Source organism: uncultured Nostoc sp. (assembly GCF_937863485.1).
GTDB lineage: Bacteria > Cyanobacteriota > Cyanobacteriia > Cyanobacteriales > Nostocaceae > Nostoc.
The window spans coordinates 61,626-80,465 of sequence record NZ_CALMFY010000188.1 but is presented as its reverse complement, the minus strand read 5'-3'; the positions used below and the strand labels follow the sequence as shown (position 1 = coordinate 80,465).

Annotated in this window: 8 protein-coding genes and 2 pseudogenes; 2 read left to right on the top strand and 8 right to left on the bottom strand. The window is 40.2% G+C overall.

Annotation, left to right across the window (positions count from 1 at the left end):
- On the top strand, window positions 1-223 hold a 223-nt coding region (locus Q0541_RS25650), incomplete at its 5' end, for a hypothetical protein (protein ID WP_298917488.1).
- A 76-nt stretch (window positions 224-299) separates the two neighbouring features.
- Here Q0541_RS25650 and Q0541_RS25645 read toward each other — a convergent pair.
- A pseudogene (locus tag Q0541_RS25645) lies at window positions 300-407 on the bottom strand (tRNA-dihydrouridine synthase family protein); the annotation flags it as partial.
- A gap of 315 nt (window positions 408-722) precedes the next feature.
- On the bottom strand, window positions 723-1,115 hold the full coding sequence (locus tag Q0541_RS25640; protein ID WP_298917485.1) for a hypothetical protein: 393 nt from the start codon (window positions 1,113-1,115) through the stop codon (window positions 723-725).
- Window positions 1,116-1,194: 79 nt separating this feature from the next.
- On the opposite strand from Q0541_RS25640, the pseudogene Q0541_RS25635 reads away from it, so the two are divergent.
- Window positions 1,195-1,476, top strand: a pseudogene (locus tag Q0541_RS25635) (transposase domain-containing protein); the annotation flags it as partial.
- A 61-nt stretch (window positions 1,477-1,537) separates the two neighbouring features.
- Here Q0541_RS25635 and Q0541_RS25630 read toward each other — a convergent pair.
- From Q0541_RS25630 to Q0541_RS25605, 6 genes are all read right to left on the bottom strand, one after another.
- The gene (locus Q0541_RS25630; RefSeq protein WP_298917482.1) at window positions 1,538-2,863 is read right to left on the bottom strand and encodes an MFS transporter; all 1,326 of its coding nucleotides are present in this window, start codon (window positions 2,861-2,863) and stop codon (window positions 1,538-1,540) included.
- 49 nt (window positions 2,864-2,912) lie between these two features.
- Entirely contained in the window at window positions 2,913-3,713 is an 801-nt protein-coding gene (locus Q0541_RS25625; protein WP_298917476.1) for a cupin-like domain-containing protein, read from the bottom strand.
- Between the two features lie 61 nt (window positions 3,714-3,774).
- Window positions 3,775-5,199, bottom strand: coding sequence for an aspartate aminotransferase family protein (locus tag Q0541_RS25620; RefSeq protein ID WP_298917473.1), 1,425 nt, complete (start codon window positions 5,197-5,199; stop codon window positions 3,775-3,777).
- Window positions 5,180-9,568 (bottom strand): non-ribosomal peptide synthetase, encoded by a 4,389-nt coding sequence (locus Q0541_RS25615; protein ID WP_298917470.1) that lies wholly within the window; start codon window positions 9,566-9,568, stop codon window positions 5,180-5,182. Before Q0541_RS25615 ends, Q0541_RS25620 begins: the two co-directional genes overlap by 20 nt.
- An 86-nt stretch (window positions 9,569-9,654) precedes the next feature.
- Window positions 9,655-14,310, bottom strand: coding sequence for a non-ribosomal peptide synthetase (locus Q0541_RS25610; protein WP_298917467.1), 4,656 nt, complete (start codon window positions 14,308-14,310; stop codon window positions 9,655-9,657).
- Window positions 14,307-18,830: a non-ribosomal peptide synthetase gene (locus Q0541_RS25605; RefSeq protein WP_298917464.1), complete on the bottom strand. Its 4,524-nt coding sequence runs from the start codon at window positions 18,828-18,830 to the stop codon at window positions 14,307-14,309. The genes Q0541_RS25610 and Q0541_RS25605 overlap by 4 nt, the downstream gene beginning before the upstream one ends.
- Between the last annotated feature and the right edge of the window lie 10 nt (window positions 18,831-18,840).

Sequence of the window (18,840 nt, the reverse complement as noted above, 5' to 3'; positions counted from 1 at the left end):
TGGTTATAGTTTTCTGTGCTTACAAGTATCAGAGGCTACAATTATTTTAGCGATCACAGCTAGTTCTGGGGGAAAGTCAGTTAAGAGCGTAGTTTACCGCCTTTTGCATCGCCCTCCTGAAAATCAAGCGAGGAAAAGTTGCCAAACAGCGATCGCTATTCTCCAGAATTTTTTATATAGTACAAGAATACTATTAAAATTACCCATAATTCTTACCAGTTAGCGACTGAGGGGTTCTGGTAGCAATTGTACAGAAACTTACGCCAAGACCAACTTTGCCTAAAACAGAACCCAGGCACGGCAATCACCTTCATAAACCAGAGGTTTGTCACATCCTGCATGGGCGCAAGAGCCGTGAGGGGAAGGTCTGGATGCAGCGATTGGGGGAGCGATACTTGGGACGACATAGAGATGAACAGCGTTTGACAAAACATTACTCTATCGTAATTAGGGGTGAGTAGTTATTCTGATTGCCACGACCAACCCAAGGGATTAAGAAAAGATTTCTTCAGAATAATAGTGGCAAGAGAAAGGACAATCCCAGTTTCAGAAATTGGCTAATTGCATCCAATAAAAACAAACCCACATCTTCATGCAATGGTTCATTATGCTGTGGACAAGCTGTTGAATGCAGTCATATAGGAAAAAACCAAATTCAGATGACTGATCAGGTGATTGAGAAGATGTTATAAGCGCTAAAACTCAACATTCTTATTTTTCAATTAGCCAGCCTTCAAAGAGGAACGCACTTTTTCAACGACTTGAGTAAGTGCGCCAGGTTCAAATGGACAAATGAGATTTGCCGAGCGCACTAATTCTTGAAAGGACGCAGAACCACTGTGATCGCATAAAGCAATATACTCTGCTAGCGTCTTTTCATAATCTTCTTCTGCTTTGACCCAAAACTGCAACGCGCAACACAGAGCCAAAGTGTAGTCAATGTAGTAAAACGGCGAACAGTAGATGTGCTGTTTGTCTTGCCAGAGTCCACCTTTGTTAAAATATTTCAAATCTCCATATTTTCGCCAAGGCAGATAACGAGCTTCCATCTGTTGCCACATTTGATGTCGTTCTTGCACCGTTGCTTCTGGGTTGGCATAGAGCTGCCCACGCACTCACCCTTCGGGTTCGCCAGTCGCTACAACGGGGGGAACCCCCGCAACGCGCTGGCTCACCATCACAATTGCACTTTGATCGCTACCCGCACAATTAGTGGTAAGCCTAGTAATAGCAATGAGCTTTTGGTCTAGAGACTCAATGCGGGACGTGCTTAAAAATCTAATAGATGGGATGTCAGAGGCATGGATTAAGGTGGGAAAATACTGGCGGATGCCCTGCAAATCAGCTATTACACAAGCTCGGCAGCGATTAGGAGCGAGAGTGATGAGCGATTTGTTTCATCGGCTAGTACGACCTATGGCGACAATCGAAACCATGTTCGCATTTTTAAATGGGCTACGAATTGTAGTCATTGATTTTTTTCTTATCCCGGTTTTCTGTTCCGTTGATACTCACGCCCCTAGCAAGCCTTTGGCTATTACTCTCCAGCATCATAGTCAGGCACAATCCTTTCTACATTTCGCAGCCTTTGCCAGGTATAGCCAAATAAACCAAGAAGTACGCCTAAAAAGGAAAAGATAGTATATTGCAGTGCCATCCCTGAACTAGAACCAGTACCAAATAAACTGCCGAATATAGGCGCTAGGCTACCTTCAGGCATCATCGCTGGGCGGAAAAAATTATCCGCCAAAGGCCCAGCGATCGCCAAACCTAAAGGTGAAGCAATGAAAGTAAATAAATAGCGAGTAGTAAAGACTCGACCTTGCAGATTAGGTGGTACTTTTGATACCCAAATTACTTGATTTGAACTAGAGATCCACGGCCAAAATACAAATGCCAAAAAGCCGGTAATCATCCAAATTGAAGGTAAATTTGCCAAGCTAAAGGCCATCATAATGCTGTAATGTAATATGATGCCTAGTAATAAACCATAAATACGGGGTTTAAAACCGCCCCAGACACTCAGTCCTAAAGCACCAACTAGACCACCTAAACCAATAGCAGATTGTATGCTGGCAAATACTGCGGGATCGCTACCACTACGAGCCAAAAGAAAAGACGAATGTATTCCAAAAAGAATAGAATCAATTGAGTGAAAAATGAATAGGAAGAATAAAAGAGAGAGTAAACCAGAGTTTTGAATAATGTAGCGGAAACCAAACGTCAAATCTTGCCAAATTTTTACACCTTTTAAATCTGCTTCACTTGGTACAGGTTGGGGTATATGTACAATGAAGATGCTAATGATCGCCAGGATAAATGTAACTATATCAACTGATAAAATACCTTGTAAACCAATTACATAATAAAGCACCCCAGCTAACCCTGGTGCTATGATATTCGAGCTAAACTGACCAATGTGTTCACTCATGACAACAGCTCTAGTGTAATGCTGTTTTGGAACAACCAAAGAAATCGAAGTTGAAAATGCAAATTGTTGCAGATGACGAAAGGGTCCAAGGATGACAGCAGAAGCGTATATATGCCAAATTTCTAGGTGATTAGTTAAAAAAAGTAAAAAAATAGTAATACTAGAGAGACCCGATGCTGCATCTCCTAAAATCATTAAAATTTTGCGATTAGAACGGTCAACAATTATGCCAGCAAATAAAGTAGTGATTAATCTGGGCAATTGGTTAAAAAGAATAATTAAGGATAAAGAGCTTGCTTTACCTGTAATATTCCATGCCCAGAGTGTAATAGCAAAATCAGTCATTTCGGAGCCAAGCATTGAAAGCACCTGAGTACTCCAGATGAGGATAAAGGTGCGGAAGTTGGGTTGATCAATATCTTCTGATTTCAAAGTTTAACTCCTACAAGGAAGACATAAAATTTTGCCATTTTTAACAAGTTTAAGCTTTACTTAAATTCCGAGTAAAAGCAGGATGTTGTTCCCACACCTTACATATTGCTTCGGTATACAACCACATATTAATGTTTATAGTTGTCGTAATAGATAATGCTTGATGCCACCAAAAAGCGGGAATAAAAAGTATATCGCCAGGTTGTAAAGAAGCTTTCAATGCGTGAGCTTGACTAAACAGGGGAAATATTTCTAAGTTTGGTTGTTGTGGATCAACAGGACTTGTCCAAAGTTCATCATCCCATTTTTTTACATAAAGTTTTTCTTGTTCTTCTGGTGGGAATAGAAGAAATAGTTTTTCACCAAATATCTGGGCATTAAAATTATGGTATGGGTCATTATGAATTGTTGATTTTTGATTAGCGGCTCCCATCCAAATGCGAATATCACATCCACTATTTTCAGTAAAATACTTAGGAAAATCAAAATGTAACTTTAACTGGTCAAAGTATTCTTTAGCTAGTGGCGAAGTTAAGGAAAGATTACCAAGATATAATGGACGTTGGCTATCTGTATTAAGTGATTCAATGCTATCTATATAATCAGCAATAGATATTTCTGTGACTGCTGTTGATTTACCAAAGAAGACATCGAGTTCATTGTCACTTTGTCTTACAGGAACACGTACATCACCAAACATACTTTTCAAGGTGTCTGGCTTCCACAGAGAACAAGCTGGCCAATCATTGGCAACACCAGAAATAACTACTGGCTTGTCTTGAACGACAAACTCATTCTGAAATTGTTCTAGTGATGGTTTGTCAATACGTTCTATAGGTTTAAATTGCATATTATTGAGATTTTGCTAGTATTTTTTCGGGTGATCGCTCTTAAGTAAGCTAGAATTATCCTTACAAAAAATATCCTGAGCGCAAGTCATTAATGCTATTTTTCACAGCCTGAATTATGTAATTAATATCTTCATCTGTATGCGCCATTGATAAGAAACCACTACCACCTCGGCTTAAAAACCCTTGCTTTATTAAATGATAAGTTAACAAACTAAAACCCAGTGTTGGAGATTCTTCTGAATTAGTAGTAAAGTTTCCAAAAATAGGACCAAATATTGAGCCAAAATTGATCATTTTCAGAGGTATATTTTCAGCTTCAAAGTAAGCGTTTAAAGTGTTGACAAACTCTGCTGTGCGTTGATTTAAATTTGATTGCAACGTAGTACCTTGAGTCTTGAGATACTTCAGGACAGCTTTTGCAGCAGCTAAAGATAAAGGATGCTTACAATGTGTACCTGCAAACAATGTTGTTTCAATCTGAGGAAAGGAAGCATCTCCATAGTTCCACATTCCCCCATCGATTTTATCCATATAGGCAGCTTTACCAGCGATGACACCTATAGGCAAACCACCACCAACAATTTTTCCATAGGTGGCTATATCTGCGTCAACACCAAACCATGCTTGTGCGCCACCTGGATGAATACGAAAACCTGTTACCATTTCATCAAAAATTAAGGCAATATCTAATTCTGTTGTTAATTGCCTAAGTTGATGAAGAAATTCTTTTGGTTGTAAATCTACACGGCTAGTTTGTACAGGTTCAACTAAAACAGCTGCTAATTCATGTTTATAAGCTTCTATTAATTCTAATGATTGAGGACTGCCATAATCCAAAACCAATACATCTTTCGCAATGCTAGACGGAACACCTGAAACTATTGGTAGTATTTGTAAACTGCCATTTATTTCTTTAGCCTCAACTAAAGTACCATCAGAATGGCCGTGATATGAGCCTGAGAATATCGCTATTTTGTCGCGGTTTGCAGCGGCTCTAGCAATCCGAATAGCTGCCATAACTGCTTCCGTACCTGTATTTGTAAAAGCAACTCGCTCCATTCCTGTTATTTCAGCAATTAACTCAGCAACTTCACCAGCTAATTCTGTTTGGGGGCCAAGGTGGATGCCTTGTTCTAGCTGTTCCAGTAATGCTGTTTTCACAAAAGATGGGTTATGACCAAACAGATTTACACCAAATCCCATTGTTACATCTATATATTCATTACCATCAACATCCCAAATCTTGCAACCGAAAGATTTTTTTACAACAATGGGATAGCACATTTCTTTTAGTGCTAAGTTAAACCCTGCAGGAACTCGACTATCTGCTAAGGTCAAACGATAGTTTTGTGTAAGTTTTTTAGATGTTTTGGTAAGTTTGTTGTAGTCGGTAAGAAATTGCTGTAAATAATTTTTTTGCACATTCTCTGGTGCGCTATTAGTTTGAGATCCAGTTTGCTGTAAGTTAGAAATTGTTTTTTGCATATATTTCAGTTGCTTTTGGAGCAAAGATAAATTGATTACGAACCAGGTAAGAAAAATATGTAACTAGTAAATTTTCATCTGTTACTGGACAAACGATAGAAGTACCTGTGAGTCCTTGTTTTGTATCGCGACAATCAAATTCAAGTAATACAAAGTTGGATTTTTCCGGTATTGATGCTGCTTCACTACTCTTTTTCAGAGTAAATAATGGGATTAAAGGATATAAAGGATGATTGGGAAAATTCTCAGCAATTTTTATCAGCTCTAATTGCCACTGCTCATTAGATACTTGTTGCAGTGGATAGCCAAAAGAACGAACTACATTGAACAATAACTTTAAATTAAGAAGCTCTTGATTTAGCACATGAAAAGCTTTCCCTAAAGATTTTTGTTGCTTAGATAAATAAACAATAGCTTTGCTCACATAATCTACAGGTGCTAAACTATCGAAAAATTCTCTTTCGGGAACATTACCCAGTTGGACGCATCCTATAAGTAATTTGTAGAAAAAATCATTGGGATTAAATGCACCTGTTATGCTATGTCCAGATATCCTTCCTGGTCTGTAAATAGAAACTGGTAAGCCGCGATCGCGTGCAATGGTGACTAACTTTTCCGCTACCCATTTACTTTGAGCGTAACCGTTGTCTGGTACAGAATAATCATCAAGGCTGGACTGTTCTTGAACCAACTGCACTCCACTACCTATAGGTGCAGAGAAAACACTAATAGTAGAAATGAAATGTACAGGCTTAATTTTTATTTGGCTAGCTAATCGCAAAACTTCCTGTGTTCCCAGGACATTTGCTGCCTTGAGTGTGGAGTATGGCGATGCATGATGTACCCAAGCACCATTGTGATAGATAACATCAATTTTCTTGGCTAGTGCTGTGAACTGCACTTGGGAAAGTCCCAAAAGTGGTTGAGATAAATCACCCACAACTGTGATAACTCTTGCACTTTGAGATTCATTCCAAATCAAATATGATTCCAGAGTGCGGCGAAGTTTTTGCTTTCCTTCCTCAGTATTAGCAGCACGAACCAAGCAATAAATATCTGCTTGAGTTTGTTGAAGAAGTTCATCTAGTATAAAAGCACCTAAAAAACCTGTTGCACCAGTTAAGAATATACAAGCAGGATTAGTTATATCCTCAATTTGTTTCCCCTCACAATTGATTGCTAGATCAAGCACAGCCTCCGCTTTTAAATCCAAGGCAGGATGAGCAATATTTGTAGTTTGTAACCTTTGGGTAAAAGCTGCCACCGTAGGCGCTGTCAATAAAGTTTGTATAGGTAAATCTATTTGAAAAAGTTGGCGGATACGAGCAAACAAACGCATAATTAGTAAGGAATGTCCCCCCAAGTCAAAAAAGTCATCATAAATCCCTATTCGTTCCAAACCAAGGACTTCTGCCCAAATTTGTGTTAGTTGTTCTTCTTGGGAATTGCGTGGTGCTACATACACTTTTTCTAATTCTGTCTGAGTCTGTTCAAATACTGGTAAGAGCTTGCGATTAACTTTGCCATTATTAGTTAGTGGTAATGTTTGTAATGCCACAAATCCCGTAGGTAACATATATTCAGGTAGCTTATTTTGTAAAAAGCAACGTAAGTTATTGACTGTATTTGTTGATTCTGATTCTGGAACAAAATAGGCTACTAAAAGGTTATTACCATTATTATCTTGTTGTACATTTACAATTGCTTGTCGCACAGCAGGGTGTTGACAAATAACCGCTTCAATTTCTTCTAACTCAATACGAAAACCTCTAATTTTTACTTGTTGATCAATGCGTCCTAAAAATTCAATATTGCCGTCTTCCAAATAGCGGACTAAATCTCCTGTTCTATATATATATGAGCTAAGGATTTGATTGTAAGGATTAGGTAGAAATTTGCTAGATGTTAAATCTGGACGGTTATAGTAATGCCGAGCTAAACCGTCACCCCCAATATATAATTCTCCTGGAACACCAACAGGAAGGAGTTGCAAATTACTATCTAATATATAAGTTTGGGTATTGGCAATAGGACGACCAATAGGAACAGAATTTTTTATTTGACTATCAGCAGTAATAGGATAAAAACAGGTAAATGTCGTATTTTCTGTTGGTCCATAACCGTTAATTAGCTGACAGTCTTGGCATTCTTTTAAAAATTTTTGTATATGGGTAACAGATAAAACATCACCACCAGCCACAAGTTGTCTTACTTGCTTTAGATCCTCCAGTTGTTCATCTACCATTAGGTGAAACAAACTAGCAGTCAACCATAATGTTGAAACATGATATTGTTGCAAAACTTTTCCTAATTCTGTCAACAAAGTTGTAGCTTCACCAGGAAATAACACTAACTTTCCACCATTTAACAAGCAAGCCCAAATTTCAAAAGTAGATGCATCGAAGGAAATTGGCGCAGCTTGCAAGAAAACTTCTTGTGCATTCAAGTTAGCGTAATTGGTTTCTTTCACTAGCCTTACTACACCTTGATGAATGACGCTCACACCTTTAGGTATTCCTGTTGAACCGGAAGTGTACATCACATAAGCTAAATTTTGAGGAGTAGTTTCAGTGACCAGATTAATATGACTCTCCTGGCTAATAGTTTCCTCCTTTTGATCCAAGCAAACGACTTTAGCCGAGAGTAAGGGTAATTTGGTTGATAGTTTGTTTTGAGTTAATAATACTGGTGCTTGTATATCCCCCAGCATCCAAGCTAAACGTTCTGAGGGATATGTTGGATCTATTGGTACATAGACACCTCCAGCTTTGAGGATGGCTAGGATGGCGATCGCCATTTCTAAGGAACGTTCCAGGCAAATAGCAACTGGAACTTCTGCCTTAATATTCAGCTTTCTTAGATAATGCGCTAACTGATTGGCACGCTGGTTTAGTTCTCGATAGGTTAATTGTTGGTCTTCAAAGACTACTGCAATAGCATCTGGTGTTTTTTCTACCTGTTCTTCAAATAATTGATGGATGCACTTATCTTTGGGATAGTCTGTTTGCGTATTATTCCACTCTATTAATTGTTGGTGGATTTCGGCTGCTGTCAATAATGGTAATGAACAGAGAAACTGGTGAGGATTGGCAACCATACCTTCTAATAATGTTTGCAGATGACCTAACATTCGGGTGATGGTAGTTGTATTGAAACGAAAGCGATCGCTCACAATCTCTAACGATAATTCTGTAGCTACCCCTGCTTTAATTGTGATGGGATAGTTTGTCGTCTCTATAGACCGCACATTATGAACCTGCATTTCTGTAGCCCATGCTTTTAAAGAAGCGTCTACAGGGTAGTTTTCAAACACCAAAATACTCTCGAACAAAGGTAAATTTCTCGAAACTTCACTCCATCCTTGGACTTGCACCAAGGGGCTGTATTCATACTGCTGCGCTTCCACCTGTTGCGCCTGGAGTTTTTGCAGCCAAGGAATTAACAACTCATCCCCAGAAACCTGCACCCGCATCGGTAAGGTGTTGATAAACAGTCCCACCATTGATTCTGAACCCACTAATGCAGGTGTACGACCAGCAGAAGTAGCACCAAAAACTATATTTTGTTCACCACTATAACGGCTGAGGAGTATAGCCCAAGCACTCTGTACTAAATTATTTAAAGTTAACTTGTGCTGTCGTGCTAAAGATTGCAGCGCGACGGTTGTGGCTGGTGATAGCTTGATTGACTGCTCATCATATCCGGTTGCACCACTTGCAGAACTATTTACCCGCAACTGTGTAGGTGCAGTAAAATCTTGCAGAACATTGCGCCAAAATGCTTCGGCTTTTGATAAGTCTTGCTGTTGTAGCCAAGCAATATAATCTGCATAAGGACGACAGCGCACTAACGATACAACTTGATCCTTACATAATGCTTCGTAAGCCTGGAATACTTGCTGAAGTACTATAGCCCCAGACCAACCATCTAAAATTAAGTGGTGGCTGCTCCAAATAAAATGATAAGTTTCTTTGCCTACCTGTATAAAAGTCAAGCGCATCAGGGGTGCTTGAGAAACATCAAATCCTTGCTGACGGTCGGCTTGTAAAAATTCTTCTAGCCTTTCTTGCTGTTCTGATACAGATAATTCTTGCCAGTTATACTGTTGCCAAGGTAACTGCAAACTTCTATTTACAACCTGAAACGGCTCTTTGTACTGCTTCCAGTAGAAAGAAGTGCGTAAAATATGATGCTGGTTGATAACTTGTTGCCAAGCTTGTTTAAAAGCCGCAATGTTAATATTTTTGCTAAAGGTATAACAACTCTGAACTACATAAACTCCCGATTCTGGGGCGCGGAGAGTATGAAAGAGTATGCCTTGCTGCGTAGGTGAAAGCGGATAAATATTTTCAATATTCTTTTTATTCATGAACAGTTACCTTCTTCCTCACAAATTCTCTTAAAAAACTCTGCGTAACTCCGCGTTACCTTTGCGTGACTCTACGTTGAGAAAAGCTATATTTCAGCCATTAATTCATCTAATTCTTGTTGACTAAATTGCATCTGCGGAAAATCAGAAGGAGTGAACCCGCCAACATTGGGTGACTGACAGTGGACAATGAGCGATCGCAATGCTTCAATAAATCCTTGAGCTAGTTTTTCCACTGTTGCTGGTTGATGTAATGCTTTGCTATAAGTCCAATCCAGCCGCAACTGTCCCCCAACAATTAACCCATTCATCTCTAGCAAACAGTGACGCTTTCCTCTCGGACTTTGGGTTGCTCCCGTTGATTCCGTCGCAGGTCGAAACATTGAAGTTTCAGAAATCACTTGATCAAATTGACCTAAGTAGTTAAATGTCACCTCTGGTTGAGGTAAAGCTTTGAGTTTTTCCGCAATTGACTGTTCACCGAGATAACGTAGTACGCCATAGTTAATACCTTTAAGAGGAATACTGCGTAATTGTTCTTTAACTGTTTTTAATGCTTCTCCAAAACCAAAAGCTGCTGTGATATCCAATATTACTGGAAAGATAGTAGTAAACCAGCCAACAGTACGCGATAAATCAACGTTTTCTAAAATGTCCTCTCTTCCATGACCTTCCAAATTAATCAAAAGTGAACTGTTACCAGTCCATTGTTCAAAAGTTTGCACAAGAGCCGTTAGCAAAATATCATTGATTTGAGTTTGATAAACTGTTGGTACTTCATGTAATAAAGATGTCGTTTCTGCCTGGGAGAGACTGACGGAAACTGTACAAGCTGAAGCAACAGTATTTTCTCCATTGGGACAGTCAACAGGTAAAGGAGAAATATTTTGGTAAGACTGGCTCAACCAATAATTAATTTCTGACTTGACTGTTGCTAAATTAGCATATTCTTGAAGTTTTTTAACCCACTGTTTTACCGAAGTGGTTTTAGCTGGTAGTTGGATTTTTTTACCCTGCACAATTTGTTGATAAACTGTTTGCCAATCTTCTAGTAAAATTCGCCAAGAAACTCCATCAACTGCTAGATGATGAATAATAATCAACAATCTATAAGCTTGATTCTCTCCCAGTCTAAATAAAGCAACTTGCAATAATTGAGATAAGTTGAGGCTGGCTTGGAGTGCATTAGCTTTTGCCTCTATTGCTCGTCTTTGTTCATGCTCAGGTAAATTTGATAAATCAATGATAGCAAAAGGTGTATTTTTTCCAGGTTCATTAATGCTTGATTTCCAACCGAATTCAGTTTGCACAAACCGCAAACGCAAAGCATCGTGATGAACAAGTAATTGCTGTACAACCTGCTCTAAGAGAATTGGATTAAAACTCGAATCTAATTCTAACATTACCGACTGATTCCAATGATGAGAATCAAGTAATTCCTGTTTAAAAAACCAATGTTGAATAGGAGTGAGATTCAGAGAACCTGTAACAATGCCTTGTTCATCGACAATTTTTTTACTTATACCTGCTACTAATGCTAAATCGCCAATGGTTTGATATTCAAATATCTGTTTAGGAGTTAGTTGTAAACCAGCTTGATTAGCTTTAGCAATCACTTGTAAACTGAGGATAGAATCTCCACCTAACTCAAAAAAGTTGTCGTTAATACCTACATTTTCGAGCCGCAGAACTTCAGACCAGATTTGCACGAGGGTTTCTTCAACAGGAGTGCGTGGTGTAGCAAAAACAGCTTGTAAATCAGGTCTAGCGGTATCTGGTGCTGGTAGTGCTTTTCGGTCTAACTTGCCATTTGGTAAGAATGGGAGGGTATTTAAAGTGATAAAAACTGATGGCACCATATAGTCAGGGAGATTGTTTTTCAAGAAACTCCGCAGTTCACTGACTGTAGGTGACTGTTCCTGACTGGGAACAATATAAGCCACTATGCGTTTTTCTCCGGGTATATCTTCCCGAACTAAAACTACAGCTTGTTTGATTTGTAAGTACTGGGTTAGTTGGGTTTCTATTTCTCCTAGTTCAATCCGCAAGCCTCTTAACTTGACTTGTCCATCAAAACGGTCAATAAATTCTATAGTCCCATCTGGACGATAACGAGCTAAATCACCTGTTTTATATAACTTTGTACCAGAAAGAAAGGGATTTGCTATAAATTTTTCAGCTGTCAAATCGGGGCGGTTGAGATAACCCCGCGCTAAACCTGCGCCACCAATGTATATTTCACCAGGTACACCAATAGGGACAGGTTGGAGATAAGAATCTAAGAGATATATTTGAGTATTAGCGATCGCCTTTCCAATTGGTACCACCCTCTGCTCATCTTCCGGCTGACATCGCCAATATACTGTATCAATTGTCGCCTCAGTTGGACCGTATAAGTTACAGAGTTCAACATTGGGCAAAATGCTAAAAAAGCTTGTTTGTAGGTCAATTGCTAACGCTTCCCCGCCACAAAATACTCGGCGCCAGCTGTGACAGTTGTATATTTTTTGTTCTGTTAAGAGCGATCGCAACTGTGAAGGTACGAATTGCACAATGCTGACTTGTTGTTGTGCAATTAAGTCTAAAAGATAAGCATTATCCTGATGTCCACCGGGTTGAGCTACAATCAACCGTCCACCTGTTAACAAAGGTGCATAAAACTCCCAAACCGAAGCATCAAAGCTAAACGGTGTTTTTTGCAACACCCGATCTGACGTTGTGAGAGGAAATTCTGATTGCATCCACAGCATATGATTACAGAGGGCGCGGTGAGGAATCATCACACCTTTGGGTTGTCCTGTGGAACCAGATGTGTAAATCACATACGCTAAGTTTTCCGGTTGCACTGCGCTGTTTGGGTTGTCGTTGCTGTGTTGGGCGACAGTGTCCCAATCTTGGTCTAAACAGACTATTTGCGCTGATGTTTGCGGTAGTCCATCTTGTAAATGTTTCTGAGTGAGTAACACTGATACATCTGCATCAGCAAGCATAAATGCCAAGCGTTCAGCAGGGTAAGCGGGGTCAAGTGGTACATAAGCCCCACCTGCTTTGAGAATACCCAAAAGTCCTACAACCATTTCTAAAGAACGTTCAATGCAAATACCGACTAAAGTATCAGAACTTACATTTAACTTTTGCAAATAGTGGGTGAGTTGATTCGCTTTGGTATTTAACTCTTGGTAGGTTAATTGTCGGTCTGCAAAGACTACTGCGACTGCATCCGGTGTTTTTTCTACCTGCTCCTCGAATAACTCATAAATACACTTATTTAACGTATACTCTGCCTGAGTGTGATTCCACGCCAACAACTGATGCTGCTCATTTGCCGTTAGTAAGGGCAGTTGTGCTATTTGTTGTTCAGGATTAGCTACAATACCTGCAAGTAACCTCTGTAAATGCTCTGCCATCCGGGCAATAGTAGCAGCATCAAATAAATCAGTGTTGTATTCTAATGCACCCCTGATTCCTGAATCTGTTTCCTCCATCAATAAAGTTAAATCAAACTTGGCGGTGGTAGATTCACTTTGCAAAGCCTGTAAGGTTAAGCCTGATAACTCCATAGTCGACATGGGGGCATTCTGGAGAACAAACATAACTTGGAACAGTGGTGTATGGCTCAAGTCACGCTGAGGCTTCAGTTCTTCTACCAACAAATCGAAAGGTAAATCTTGGTGGTCGTAGGCTCCTAAAGTAACTTCGCGCACCCTACATAGCAGTTCTCGGAAGGTGGGATTATCTGATAAGTTAGTTAGCAACACTAATGTATTGACAAAAAATCCAATTAACCCTTCTAACTCTGTGTGATCGCGATTAGCAATTGGTGAACCAACTACAATATCCCTAGTACCCGTGTAACGATATAGCAGAACTTTGAAACCTGCCAAAAGAGTCATAAACAAAGTACAGCCTTCCTGCTGACTCAAAGTTTTTAGGGCAACAGTCACATCTTTCGGTAACTGGAAAGATTGCACTGCCCCTTGGTAACTTTGGACATGGGGTCGAGGTCGGTCAGTGGGTAACTCTAAAACTGGCAGACTGTCTCCTAATTGCTGTTTCCAGTAGTCTATTTGAGTTGCCAGCATTTCACCTTGTAACGATTTTCGCTGCCAAAGAGCATAGTCTGCGTAATGGATGGGCAATTCTGGTAGTGGAGAAGGCTTACCGTTACAGTAACATTCGTAAAGAGTTGCTACTTCACGCACCAATATGTCTGTTGACCAACCATCACTGACAATGTGGTGCATGGTAAACAGTAAAATATGTTCTGCTTCGTCCAGACATAGCAAGGTACTTCTGACTAATAGCCCAGTTGCTAAATCAAAAGGTTGCCCAGCTTCCTTATTTACTAACTGTAGTGCCTCAGTTTCTCGCTTTTGGGCTGGTAAGGCTGTCAGGTCAATTAACTTAATGGTGAGCTTTTGTTGGGGATTAATTATCTGAATTGGTTCTCCATTGACAACATTAAATGTAGTTCGTAAAATCTCGTGACGCTGGATGATTTCGTTAAAGCTCTGTTCCAGTGCGGCGACATTAAGTACACCATTCAGGCTTAAGGCAGCAAAAATGTTATAAAAAGGGCTGTCTGGTTCTAACTGATTGAGAAACCACAAACGTTGTTGTGCAAAAGATAGTGGCAAATTATCCGAACTCTCCCTTGGAGAAATCGTCGGCATTTTGGGAGATGCGATTCCTTCCTCTTCTAGCAAATAAGCAAGTAGTTCTAGTTTTTGTGTATCCATCATGCGCTCACTTGTTTAGTTGCTTTCCGGTTCTCAAGTGCTTGTTTTGCCTCTTCGGCTGACATACCCTCTAACTGTTTTACGATTTGTGCTATCTTTGCCGTCATTCCTGGTTTAACTTCATGGGCAATTAGCCTTGGGGATAATTCCGCTACTGTGGGCGACTCAAATAAACAACGCAGAGGTAAGTCTAATTTAAAAGTTTCCCGAATGCGGGAGATAACTTGAGTAGCTAACAATGAGTGTCCGCCTAAGTCAAAAAAATTGTCGTGAATACCAACTCGCTCAACACGGAGAATTTTCGCCCAAATTCCCGCTAAAATTTCTTCGACATCTGTACGGGGAGGCACAAAAGTTTCTTCTAACTCAGTTGTTACTGATTCGGGTATAGTTAAACTGCGGCGGTCTATCTTACCATTAGGCAAAAGCGGCAGTGCCGAAAGTAATATGAAAGCCGAGGGAATCATGTAAACTGGCAGTTTTTGCTTGAGGAAATCGCGGAGTTGAGGCACCAACTCATGAGCAAACTGCCCTTGTAAGGGGTTGTTGGCGTAGGTTCTCCAAGGGCGATTTCTGGTAGTTTGAGTTGTGTTTTTGGAGTACCCATTTGCTGGACATCGCCGGAAGACTACATCGTAACAACCCTCCGCACCAGAATCTGACCAAGTAATGTCGATAGAGTAAGCTAATTCTTCAGCTAATGTCCAAAAATCTTCTGGCTCAACTCCAGGATTTGTCAAAATTTTTTGCCAAGCTTGTCTCATTTCACCGACAGTTTCCGGCCCTTCAGAGGATGCTAACCACTGCAAAATCTGGTGTTCGGCGGCGACACGGGCATTTGGAACAGAAGCGATCGCTAAAATTTCCGGTTGGTTTTCTATTAGCGATCGCTTCACAATTGCCAGTGTTAACTGCTTTTTGTGCCAGTCTAAGCAAGGCACATCTATTTTCTGATTAACTTCATGTCCTATATGCAGAATGACATCGTAGCGAAATTTATTTAATTCATTTTGGTAGTAACCGCGTTCTAGCAAAATTTCTACATGGCTAATTTTCGGTAAATACTGTTTTAAGGCAGTGAAAAATGCAGGATCAATAACCAGTTGTTTTTCCTCAAATACTTGCTTTTGGACACGCTGTTTTAACTCTGTTTTTGAGACAGAGTTTGCTGCTCGGTGAAATTGGACTGAAACATGAAAATGTTCCAAAACTGACAAACTGCGAATATCTCCTAAGAAGATACAACCACCTGGTTCGACTGCATTCACTGCTTTTTCTAATACGTCCAACAGATAGTCAATGCTGGGAAAGTATTGAACTACTGAAACTATTAATAATGTTTTTAAACTATGGGCTGCTACATCCTTAAAGTCGTTTGCTCCTCTTTGAATGAGAGTAACACCCGGTATTTCTGGCTCTAACAAAGTCAATTGATAGTGCAGATTAGCCAGAGCTTTGGCTGATAGATCCGTGGCACAATATTTTTGGCAATGGGGTGCAATCCGAAATAACATTAAACCGCTTCCACTACCTATCTCTAGCACACTGCTTGGGTTGAATGATAAAATTCGCTCTACTGTTTGATTTATCCAGTCGCTCACCTCTAATTCTGGAATTGGCTGACCAGTATAACTACTGTTCCAACCCTTGATATCAAACTTCAGTGTTTCTTTTGCGGCAACTTCTTGATAGAGGTCATCAAAAACATCTTCCCACTGTGTTAATTGTTCATTACTAAATTCATTCGCTGCATCAGATGGTGGTTTTTGTACTACATAAGCCACCAAGCGTTTATTTCCAGGTTCGTCTTCTCTGGAGATAACTACAGTTTTCTCCACCGCTGGATTTTGGGTTAGTACTGCTTCTATTTCTCCTAATTCAATCCGAAAACCCCGAATTTTTACCTGATGATCGGCTCGTCCAACTAAGGCAATATTTCCATCAGGCAAATACCGTGCTAAATCGCCAGTTTTGTACAGACGCGCTCCCGGTTGGCTGTTAAAGGGGTTAGAAATAAACTTTTCATTTGTTAATTCTGGGCGGTTATGATAACCTCTAGCTAAACTTACACCACCAATGTAAAGCTCTCCACAAACTCCAATTGGTACTGGCTGCAAAAGCGGATCTAAAATGTAAAGCTGGGTGTTAGCAAAGGGCCGCCCAATCGGTACTAACTGCTCAGTTAATAAATTTTCTGTAGCACTTCCAAAATAGGAACTGTCAATTGTGGCTTCAGTTAAGCCATAAGAGTTAATTAGCCATGTCTGTTCTCCGAGAAAACCTTTAAATTTTTGATACTCTCCGCCATACCAACTATCAGAACCGCAGATCAACAATCGCATAAAATCGAGGCATTTTTGATTTTCCTCTAGGTAGTGGACAAGGTTTCGGAAAACTGCGGGGACAAATTCTGCACACTCAACTTTCTGCTGGCGCATCAAAGCATATAATGTATCCGGTTCTAGTAGGAAGTCACGCGGACAAATAACTAATTTCGCACCAGAACATAAAGCCCGGATTAAGTCACCAGCAAAAACATCGAAGGAGAAATTAGCCATTTGCAAGTGGCAAGTTATTGCTTGCAGTTGATAAGCTTGCTCCCAACCGTGATAGGCATTCACAAGGCTACTATGCTGAACCATCACACCTTTTGCCTGACCAGTAGAACCAGAGGTATAGATGATATATGCTAAGTTTTCGGCTGTAACTGTGTTGCTAAGTAGATTTAACTCTGATTCTTGCGAAATTAACGCCCAATCTGCATCTAGACAAACTACCTGACTTTGGTAAGCTGTAAGTGCATCTACCAAATGCTTTTGAGTTAGTAGTACCTGACAATCTGCATCTTTTATCATGAAAGTTAGACGCTGTGCAGGTTGGTCTGGATCTAGCGGTACATAAGCAGCACCAGCTTTCAGCACAGCTAAAACTGCGATCGCTATATCGAGGCTGCGTTCTATACCAATACCTACCAATACTTCTGCACCCACCCCCAATTTTTGCAAGTAGTGTGCTAACTGATTCGCACGCTGATTTAGTTGTTGATAGGTAAGGCTTTGTTCTGCAAATACTACGGCTATTGCATCTGGTGTTTTCTCTACCTGTGCCTCAAATAACTGATGTATACATTGGTTTTGCGGATACTCAGCCTGAGTTTGATTCCACTCTACTAGTAGCTGATGTTTCTCAGATGCGGTTAATAGTGGCAACTCCTGTAAGCGCACTGTAGGATTAGTTCCCATTGCTTCAAGCAATATTTGGAAATGCCCTATCATTCTGGTAATAGTGCCAGCATCAAAGCGATCACAATCATAAGTAATAGATAGTTTCAACTCAGACCCAGGTGTCGCACCAATACTCAGAGGATAGTTGGTATAGTTAAAACTACTAATATTGTGGATTTCTAAATTTTTTTGCCAATCAGACAACGCCTGATCCACCGGATAATTTTCAAACACCACGATGCTTTCAAATAAGGGCAAACCTCGTGGTATTTCACTCCAACCTTGAATTTCTACCAGTGGAGTATATTCATACTGACGGATTTCTATCAATTGACACTGTATTTGCTCAAGCCAAGGTAGTAAAAACATCTCAGCATCAAATTTCACACGCAAAGGTAGGGTGTTAATGAATATTCCTACCATTGACTCTGCTGTGGCGAGGTCTACTGGGCGACCGGAAACCGTAACACCATACATTACCTCATCCTCGCCGCTATAGCGGCTAAGGAGCAAAGCCCAAGCCCCCTGAACTATAGTATTTAGGGTCAGTTGATGCTGTTTTGCCCAAGATTTTAGAGATGTTGTCGTTGCAGGTGAGAGTTTGAAGTTTTGTTCAAAATACTTTTCTGCTGGAGCCGACAAACTCTTAACTTCGAGATTAGTTAAAAAAGTGGGTGCTCTAAATCCTTGTAATGCTTGTCGCCAAAAAGCCTCAGCTTGAGATAAATCTTGTTGTTGCAACCAAGCAATATAGCCAGAAAAGCGACCAACGAATGGTAAGGTGATTTCTTCACCCCGACAAAATGCTTCGTAAAGTAAAGCAAAATCTTTGAATACTAACGCCCCTGACCAGCCATCAAGGATAATGTGGTGGGAACTCCAGACGAAGTGGTAATGCTGGTTATCCAAACGAATCAAAGTCAGACGCAATAGGGATTCATCAGATAAATTAAAACCCAATTGGCGATCGCTCAACAAAAAAGCCTGAAATTTCTCTTGCTGTTCTTCGGGATTTATTCCCCGCCAATCTAGTTTTTCTAGAGGTAATTGGACTTTTTTATTTACAACTTGTAGCGGTTTGTCAAGTCCTTCCCAATGGAAACTAGTACGCAAAGGTGAGTGGTGCGCCACGACTCTTTCCCAAGCCCGTTCAAAAGCCTCAATATTGAGCATTCCTCGTAAACCATAGCTTATCTGCACAAAATAAGCTCCAGATTCCGATTCATACAAGCTGTGAAACAAAATACCCTGCTGGACTGGGGAAAGTTCGTAGATATTTTCGATATTGGCTGTATTCATTGAGTTATCT